Source organism: Janibacter anophelis NBRC 107843 (assembly GCF_001570945.1).
Taxonomy (GTDB): Bacteria; Actinomycetota; Actinomycetes; order Actinomycetales; family Dermatophilaceae; genus Janibacter; species Janibacter anophelis.
The window spans coordinates 19,489-27,413 of record NZ_BCSQ01000047.1 but is presented as its reverse complement, the minus strand read 5'-3'; the positions used below and the strand labels follow the sequence as shown (position 1 = coordinate 27,413).

Genomic DNA, 7,925 nt, shown 5'->3' with positions numbered 1-7,925 from the left:
GGCTCGCCCCCCGGCGAGACGACCCGCCTGGAGTTCCACATCCGCAACGTGCCGGGCGGACGCGGCACGGACGGCTGGGTCTTCTCCACCCTGACGAAGGGGGAACAGGTCCGGTTGTCGGGTCCGTACGGGCGCTTCGTCCTCAAGACCGGGGACGACAAGCACGCGATCCTCGTCGGCGGCGGCACCGGCGTGGCGCCCCTGAAGTCGATGGTCCGGCACGCGCTCGAGGCCGGCGAGTACGAGGGTGAGCTCACCCTCTACGCCGGCGGGCGCACCCGTGCGCACCTGTACGACGTCGACGTCTTCAGAAAGTTGCACGACGAATACTCTGCTTTTACATACCGACCCTGCCTGTCGGACGAGACCCCGGAGGAGGTCGCGGCATCCGGCGACGACCCGGACGCCTACGCCTACGGCATGGTCACCGACGTCATCGAGGGCGACCACGAGCGACTGAGCGGGTGCCGCGGCTACCTGTGCGGTCCGCCGCCGATGGTCGACGCGGCCCTGAAGACGTTGATGAGCCGGCGACTGTTCCCCCGGGACATCTTCCGGGAGGACTTCTTCGACGAGTCCGACAAGAACGGGTCGGGCCTGAAGAGCCCGCTCATCAAGCGATGACGACGCCCCCGTGGGCCCCTGGTCTCCACGCCTTCCCTCGTCCCCGCGCCACCCCTGGTCCCCGAGCCTGGCCATTCGAAGAAGAAGCGCGAGCCATTGATGGCGATCCTTCTTCTAATCGCGGGTCGTGGACCAGCAGCGCCGGGCGATGACTCACAGGCCGGCGTCCCGCAGCTGCCGCGAGAGTGTGAAGGCGGCGGTGCGCACGGCCACGCCGAGGCGGGGCAGGTCCATCACCCGGGTCTGCCCCGTCACGGACATCGCGGCACGGATCTTCTTGTCCGCGCCGAAGACGGGTGCGGCGACGCATGAGACCCCGAGGTGGGACTCCTCGTGGTCGTAGGCGGTGCCATTGGTGCGGATGTCCTGCAGGGCCCGGTCCAGGTCCGCGGGAGTGGTGATCGTGCGCGGGGTCATCGGCTCCAGACCGGCCTCGACGCACTCGCCCACGATCGCCCTGGGCGAGTAGGCGAGCAGGGCCTTGCCGACGCCGGTCGCGTGGGCGGGTAGTCGGCCGCCGATGCTCGAGGCGAGCGGCAGCCCCCCGTGGACGATCTCGACGTAGACGACCGCGACGCCGTCGAGGACCGCGAGGTGGACCTGCCGGTCGGTGGCGTGGTGCAGGTCGAGCATGAGCGGCCGGGCCGCGTGCGCCAGCGTCCGCGGCAGCGGCACGTTGGCCCCGAGCTCGAAGAGGCGCACCCCGAGGCTCAGCCGGGAGTGCTCGTCGCGCTCGAGGAGGCGCTCGGACAGGAGCTGTTCGACGAGGCGGTGGACGCTCCCCTTCGCCAGCCCGGTCGCGGCCGAGATCTCGCTGATGCCGACCGGGTGACGGGCGACCTCGACCACCTCGATGATCGCCGCGACCCGGCCCACGACCGACACCGGCGGGACGTTTCGTTCATCGGAACGCATGCCTTGATCATCCACCCTCCGAGGGTGACAGTTGCCACACCGACGCAGAGAAAGGGTCGACGATGACCACCGCGACGCACGAGCCCCTCCCCCACACGACCACCGACGACGCTTGGTGCACCTCCACGCCCAAGCGGACGACGGGTGGCGGGCTGCGCTCGGTGGGCACGGCGCTCGACGTGCTCGAGTGCTTCGCCGTCGACTCCGCGCTCGGCGTCTCCGACGTCGCCCGTCGCCTGGGCGTCGCCAAGTCCACCGCGCACCGGGTGCTCACCACGCTCGCCGGCCGCGGCTTCGTCGAGCAGGACGCCAACGGTCTCTACCGGTTGGGCCTGCACCTCTACGAGCTCGGGATGCTCTCCCACGCCCGCAACGGGCTGCGCCACGTCGCGCTGCCGGTCATGGAGGCCGTGGCCGAGCAGACCGGTCACACCGTCAACCTCGGCGTCCCCGACGGGGCGGACGTCGTCTACGTCGAGCGGATCGAGTCGATGGACGGGGTGCGCATCCTCGGGCACAGCGGCCGTCGGCAGCCGGCGCACTGCACGAGCTCGGGCCTGGCGATCGCCGCCTTCAACCCGACCGTGGACCACGACCGGCGCGAGGCCGGCTTCCCGCCCAAGGCCCGCGGCACGATCCGGCGGGTCGACGAGTGGGACACCGCCCTGTCCGCCGTGCGGCGTCACGGCCACGCCGTCCTGCACTCCGGTTCCTTCACCGGGGCCAGTTCGGTCGCCGTGCCGATCCGCTCCCGCGGGATGGCGGTCGGCTCGATCTCCGTCCTCGGCCCGACCCCCCTCATCCGCTCCGACATCCGCCGCGTCGTCCCCCTCCTCACCGCCGCGGCCAACCGCATCGCCAAGCAGTACACCCCCTGATCCCCCCTCGAGACGCTTGCTGCGCAAGCTCGGGGAACGTGAGACGTCCTCTTCCACCCGGCGCATGTCCCGGGGACATGCACGCGCCACCTCCACGAACCGCGCGTTCGTTCCCCCCGCGGGAACGCACGCCCTGACCACCGAAGGGCAGACCTAGCGTTGACGACCATGGAGTCCACCCCTGACCAGCTCAAGGCCGCCGAGTTGCTGCTGCGCGCCTACGAGACCGGCACCCCCACCGCGCCGCTGACCGAGCAGTTCGACGGGCTGACCGTCGAGGACGCCTACGCGATCCAGCTCGAGCAGGTGCGCCGGTGGACCGAAGGGGGGCGCCGCATCATCGGGCACAAGGTCGGCCTGACCTCGCACGCGATGCAGAAGCAGCTCGGTGTCGACCAGCCGGACTTCGGGCACCTCACCGACGACTTCGCCCACCTCGAGCACCAGCCGATCCCGCTCGACACCTACCTCCAGCCGCGCGTCGAGCCCGAGATCGCCTTCGTGCTGCGCAAGCCGCTCACCGGCCCCGGCGTGACCCTCACCCAAGCCATCGACGCCGTCGACTACGTGCTGCCGGCCCTCGAGGTCGTCGACAGCCGCGTCGCGGACTGGAAGATCACCCTCGTCGACACGATCGCCGACAACGCGAGCTCGGGCGGATTCGTCCTCGGCTCCACCCCGACCCGCCTCGAGGACGTCGACCTGCGCCTCACCGGATGCGTCTTCAGCCGCAACTCGCAGGTCGTCGGGACCGGCGCCGGTGGGGCCGTCCTCGGCTCCCCCATCACCAGCCTCGTGTGGCTGGCCAACACCGTCGGCGCCCTCGGCACGACGCTCGAGGCCGGGCACGTCATCCTCCCCGGGTCCGTCACCTCGATGGTCCCCGTCGCGCCGGGCGACGTCTTCACCGCGACCTTCGGTGGTCTCGGGAGCGTCACCGCCGTGTTCGCCGACAAGTGAAAGCAGCAGACATGACCAGGACCAAGGGAACCGCCGCCATCGTCGGCCCCGGCAACATCGGGACCGACCTGATGTTCAAGCTCATGCGCCGCTCCGAGGTGCTCGACCCGCGCTGGATGGTCGGCGTCGACCCGAGCAGCGACGGCCTGCGCCGCGCCAAGAGCCTCGGCCTCGAGGCCAGCCACGAGGGCGTCGACTGGCTGCTCGCCCAGGACGAGCTGCCGGACGTCGTCTTCGAGTGCACCTCGGCCAAGGCCCACCAGGCCAATGCCCCCAAGTACGCAGAGGCCGGCATCCTCGCCGTCGACCTCACCCCGGCCGCCGTGGGCCCCTACCTCTGCCCGCCGGTCAACCTCGACTTCAACATGGACGCGATGAACGTCAACATGATCACCTGCGGTGGTCAGGCGACGACCCCGATCGTCGCCGCCGTCTCGTCCGTCGTCGACGTGCCCTACGCCGAGATCGTCGCCTCGATCTCGAGCAAGTCCGCCGGACCCGGCACCCGCGCCAACATCGACGAGTTCACCGAGACCACGTCCGAGGCGCTCGAGGTCGTCGGTGGCGCCAAGAGCGGCAAGGCGATCATCATCCTCAACCCCGTCGAGCCGCCGCTGATGATGCGCAACACCGTCTTCTGCGCCATCCCGCAGGAGGCCGCCGAGGCCGGCGCCCTGCGTGACCGCCTCGAGGAGAGCATCCACGCCATGGTCACCCGGGTCCAGGAGTACGTCCCCGGGTACCACCTGCGCACCGACCCGCAGTTCGACGACGCCCGCGAGCTGTGGAACGGCATGGCCCGCGTCACCGTCCCGATCGAGGTCAAGGGTCGGGGCGACTACCTGCCGGAGTACGCCGGCAACCTCGACATCATCACGTCCGCCGCCGCCCGCGTGGGCGACATGATGGTGGCCCACAAGCTGGGGGTCGACTCCGGCTGGGTCGCCAGCGACGCAGCAGCCGCCACGACCGGCCAGGAGGTCCCGGCATGACCAACGAGATGACCCACCCCATCCCCGAATTCGCAGGTGACGTCGACGTCCGCCTCACGGACACCACCCTCCGTGACGGCTCGCACGCGATGTCCCACCAGTTCACCGAGGAGCAGGTCCGCACGACCGTCCGCGCCCTCGACGACGCCGGCGTCCAGGTCATCGAGGTGACCCACGGCGACGGCCTCGGCGGCTCCTCCTTCAACTACGGCTTCTCCGCCGTCGACGAGATGTCGCTCATCAAGGCCGCGGTCGCCGAGGCACGGCAGGCCAAGATCGCCGTCCTCATGCTCCCCGGCCTGGGCACGGTCGAAAAGCTGCACGAGGCGCACAACATGGGCGCCCAGATCGCCCGCATCGCGACCCACTGCACCGAGGCCGACGTCTCGATCCAGCACTTCGGTGCCGCCCGTGAGCTCGGCATGGAGACCGTCGGGTTCCTCATGCTCAGCCACATGATCAGCCCGGAGGACCTGGCCAAGCAGGCCCGCATCATGGTCGACGCCGGCTGCCAGTGCGTCTACGTCGTCGACAGCGCCGGCGCCCTGATCCTCGAGGACGTCTCGGACCGCGTCTCCGCGATCATCGCCGAGGTCGGCAACGACGCCCAGGTCGGCTACCACGGCCACCAGAACATGTCCTTCGGCGTCGCCAACTCGGTCCTGGCCTACCGCGCCGGCGCCCGTCAGATCGACGGTTCGCTGTGCGCGCTCGGTGCCGGTGCCGGCAACTCGCCCACCGAGGTGCTCGCCACCTCCTTCGAGCGCCTGGGCATCAAGACCGGTGTGGACGTCGGCGCTGTGCTCGGCGCGGCCGAGGACGTCGTCAAGCCGTTCATCCGGCGGATGCCGATCATGGACCGCTCGTCGATCACCCAGGGCTACGCGGGTGTCTACAGCTCCTTCCTGCTCCACGCGGAGCGCGCGGCCGAGCGCTACGGCGTCCCGGCCCACGAGATCCTCATGAAGGTCGGCGAGTACGGCTACGTCGGCGGCCAGGAGGACATGATCATCGACGTGGCGGTCGAGCTGCGCGACCAGCAGCGCGCCCTCGGCGCCGAGAGCACGAAGGTGGGTGCCTGATGGCCACGTGGGACGTCGAGTCGGCCGCGACCGAGCTGCTCGCCCGTGAGGACGAGCGCCGCGACGGCGGCAAGATCACCGATGAGTGGCCCGAGCTCGACGTGGCCACGGGGTACCAGGTCCAGGACCTCACCCTCCAGCGTCGCCTCGACCGCGGGGAGAAGCTCATCGGCATCAAGCTGGGCCTGACCTCCCGGGCCAAGCAGCAGCGCATGGGGGTGGAGACCCCCTTCGTCGCCTGGCTGACGGACGCGATGATCCTGCCGGCCGGTGACCCCGTGCCCCAGGACAAGCTCATCCACCCGCGGATCGAGCCGGAGCTCGTCTTCGTCATGGGCCAGCGGCTCAAGGGCCCCGGCGTCACCGCCGCCCAGGCCATGGCCGCCGTCGACCAGGTCCTCGGCGGCGCCGAGGTCATCGACAGCCGGTACACGGACTTCAAGTTCGCTGCCGGTGACGTCATCGCCGACAACGCCAGCTCGGGCGCCTTCGTCACCGGCCCGGTGTCGCTGCCGCCGAGCGAGCTCGACCTGTCGACCGAGGCCGTCCTCGTCGAGGTCGACGGGCAGGTCGTCGACTCCGCGACCGGCGCGGCCGTCCAGGGTCACCCCGGTGAGGCGCTCGCGCTCGCCGCGAACGACCTGGCCAAGCGCGGTCACGCCATCGAGGCGGGCTGGATCGTGCTCACCGGCGGCATGACCGACGCGTACTTCTCCACGCCCGGCACCTCGATCTCGTGCCACTTCACCCACCTCGGCTCCGTGCGGATCCACGGGGGCGAGTGAGGTGCCGATCGTCCAGGTCACGCTGACGCAGGGGCGCAGCCCGGAGACCATCCGCTCGATGATCACCGCGGTGACCCAGGCGCTCGCCGACACCGGCGTCGCGCCGAAGGAGAACGTGCGCGTCCTCGTCCACGAGATCCCCACCGAGCACTTCGCGGCCGGCGACGTCACCATCGCCGAGCGGCACGCCAGCCAGCCCACAGTCCCCGAGGAGGACCCGTCATGAGCACCCAGTTCTTCGGTCACATCATCGACAACGAAGAGGTCGAGTCCCTCTCGGGCGAGCGCTTCGACGTCTGGAACCCGTGGACCCGTGAGGTCTTCGCCCAGGCGGCCGAAGGGGGCGCCGAGGACGCCGAGCGGGCGATCGCCAGTGCGCGCAAGGCCTTCGACGAGGGCCCGTGGCCGCGGATGACCCGCCCCGAGCGGGCCGCGGCGATCCATCGCCTTGCCGACCTCATGGAGGAGCGCGCCGACGAGCTGGCCACCCTCGACTCGACCAACATGGGCAAGCCCTTCGCCCAGGCGAAGCACGACGTGGGCCGCTCGGTCGACAACTTCCGCTTCTTCGCCGACCACCAGCGCGACCACACCGGTGACGTGTACCCGATGCCGTCGGGCCACCACACCTACAGCGAGTTCGGCCCGGTGGGCGTCGTCGCCGCGATCTCCCCGTGGAACTTCCCGCTGATGATGGCGACGTGGAAGATCGCGCCCGCGATCGCCTGGGGCAACACCTGCATCATCAAGCCGAGCGAGGACACCCCCGCGTCGGTGACGCTGCTCGGTCGCCTGGCCGTCGAGGCCGGCTTCCCCCCGGGTGTGCTCAACGTGCTCAACGGCCACGGCGCGCCGGCCGGATCCACCCTGACGGCCGACGACCGCGTCGACCGGGTGACCTTCACCGGCTCGTCCACGACCGGCAAGGCGGTCATGGCCTCGGCGTCGACCCACCTGGCGCCCGTCTCGCTCGAGCTGGGCGGCAAGGGTGCCAACCTCGTCTTCGACGACGCCGACATCGACAACGCCGTGTACTGGGCGGTCGAGGCGATCTTCCGCAACTCCGGGCAGATCTGCCTCGCCGGCTCGCGCCTGTTCGTCCAGTCCGGCATCTACGACGAGTTCATGGAGCGCTTCCAGGCCGCGGCCGAGGCGCTGACGATTGGCGACCCCTTCGACCCGGAGGTGAAGTTCTCCGTCCTGTCGTCCAAGAAGCACTTCGACAAGGTCTCGGGATACGTGGCCGGGGTCGAGGGCGACGGCGGCACGATCCGCACCGGCGGCATCGACGAGGACGGGCGCTGGCTCGTGCGGCCCACGATCATCGAGGACCTCCCGCTGGACGCCGCGGCGTACTGCGACGAGATCTTCGGCCCCGTGGTCGTCGTCAACCGCTTCGAGACCGAGGCCGAGGCCGTGCGCCTGGCCAACGACACCCGCTACGGGCTCAACGCCATGCTCTTCACGGAGAACCTCTCCCGGGCGCACCGCGTCAGCTCCAACCTCAAGGCGGGCACGGTCTGGGTCAACTGCTTCTTCATCCGCGACCTGCGCACGCCCTTCGGCGGCGTGGGCGACTCGGGTGTCGGCCGTGAGGGCGGCGACTTCAGCCGCGAGTTCTTCACCGAGCCCAAGGCCGTGGTCATGCAGATCGACCGGTCGGTCCCCGGCGCCTGACTGGGTACGGCG

The 7,925-nt window shown here is 70.4% G+C and carries 8 protein-coding genes and 1 pseudogene; 8 read left to right on the top strand and 1 reads right to left on the bottom strand.

The annotated features are described in order from the left end of the window. Nucleotides 1-624, top strand: a pseudogene (locus tag JAN01S_RS12450) (hypothetical protein); the annotation flags it as partial. A gap of 153 nt (nt 625-777) precedes the next feature. Here the strand turns inward: JAN01S_RS12450 and JAN01S_RS12445 are convergent. Continuing rightward, nucleotides 778-1,539, bottom strand: a complete 762-nt coding sequence (locus JAN01S_RS12445; protein ID WP_068318765.1) for an IclR family transcriptional regulator — start codon at nt 1,537-1,539, stop codon at nt 778-780. A 62-nt stretch (nt 1,540-1,601) separates the two neighbouring features. Here JAN01S_RS12445 and JAN01S_RS12440 point away from each other — a divergent pair, with 62 nt between their 5' ends. The 7 genes from JAN01S_RS12440 to JAN01S_RS12410 all read left to right on the top strand — a co-directional run bounded on the left by JAN01S_RS12440 (nt 1,602) and on the right by JAN01S_RS12410 (nt 7,913). Then, complete coding sequence (locus tag JAN01S_RS12440; RefSeq protein WP_068318764.1) at nt 1,602-2,417, top strand: IclR family transcriptional regulator; 816 nt, start codon at nt 1,602-1,604, stop codon at nt 2,415-2,417. 168 nt (nt 2,418-2,585) lie between these two features. Further along, nucleotides 2,586-3,377 carry a 2-keto-4-pentenoate hydratase gene (locus JAN01S_RS12435; protein WP_068318762.1) on the top strand — a complete coding sequence of 264 codons (792 nt, stop codon included), beginning with the start codon at nt 2,586-2,588 and terminating at the stop codon, nt 3,375-3,377. Nucleotides 3,378-3,388: 11 nt separating this feature from the next. Continuing rightward, nucleotides 3,389-4,369, top strand: a complete 981-nt coding sequence (locus tag JAN01S_RS12430) for an acetaldehyde dehydrogenase (acetylating) (RefSeq protein WP_068318760.1) — start codon at nt 3,389-3,391, stop codon at nt 4,367-4,369. Continuing rightward, nucleotides 4,366-5,451, top strand: a complete 1,086-nt coding sequence (dmpG, locus tag JAN01S_RS12425) for a 4-hydroxy-2-oxovalerate aldolase (RefSeq protein ID WP_218000036.1) — start codon at nt 4,366-4,368, stop codon at nt 5,449-5,451. The genes JAN01S_RS12430 and dmpG overlap by 4 nt, the downstream gene beginning before the upstream one ends. After that, nucleotides 5,451-6,236 carry a 2-keto-4-pentenoate hydratase gene (locus JAN01S_RS12420; RefSeq protein ID WP_068318758.1) on the top strand — a complete coding sequence of 262 codons (786 nt, stop codon included), beginning with the start codon at nt 5,451-5,453 and terminating at the stop codon, nt 6,234-6,236. Before dmpG ends, JAN01S_RS12420 begins: the two co-directional genes overlap by 1 nt. Before the next feature lies 1 nt (nt 6,237). Further along, nucleotides 6,238-6,462 carry a tautomerase family protein gene (locus JAN01S_RS12415; RefSeq protein ID WP_068318757.1) on the top strand — a complete coding sequence of 75 codons (225 nt, stop codon included), beginning with the start codon at nt 6,238-6,240 and terminating at the stop codon, nt 6,460-6,462. Beyond that, the gene (locus JAN01S_RS12410; RefSeq protein ID WP_068318754.1) at nt 6,459-7,913 is read left to right on the top strand and encodes an aldehyde dehydrogenase; all 1,455 of its coding nucleotides are present in this window, start codon (nt 6,459-6,461) and stop codon (nt 7,911-7,913) included. The genes JAN01S_RS12415 and JAN01S_RS12410 overlap by 4 nt, the downstream gene beginning before the upstream one ends. The last annotated feature ends 12 nt before the right edge of the window (nt 7,914-7,925 follow it).

Coding starts and splice junctions, on each gene's coding strand:
- JAN01S_RS12445 (WP_068318765.1), bottom strand. CDS start 1,539: ATGCGTTCCGATGAACGAAACGTCCCGCCGGTGTCGGTCGTGGGCCGG.
- JAN01S_RS12440 (WP_068318764.1), top strand. CDS start 1,602: ATGACCACCGCGACGCACGAGCCCCTCCCCCACACGACCACCGACGAC.
- JAN01S_RS12435 (WP_068318762.1), top strand. CDS start 2,586: ATGGAGTCCACCCCTGACCAGCTCAAGGCCGCCGAGTTGCTGCTGCGC.
- JAN01S_RS12430 (WP_068318760.1), top strand. CDS start 3,389: ATGACCAGGACCAAGGGAACCGCCGCCATCGTCGGCCCCGGCAACATC.
- dmpG (WP_218000036.1), top strand. CDS start 4,366: ATGACCAACGAGATGACCCACCCCATCCCCGAATTCGCAGGTGACGTC.
- JAN01S_RS12420 (WP_068318758.1), top strand. CDS start 5,451: ATGGCCACGTGGGACGTCGAGTCGGCCGCGACCGAGCTGCTCGCCCGT.
- JAN01S_RS12410 (WP_068318754.1), top strand. CDS start 6,459: ATGAGCACCCAGTTCTTCGGTCACATCATCGACAACGAAGAGGTCGAG.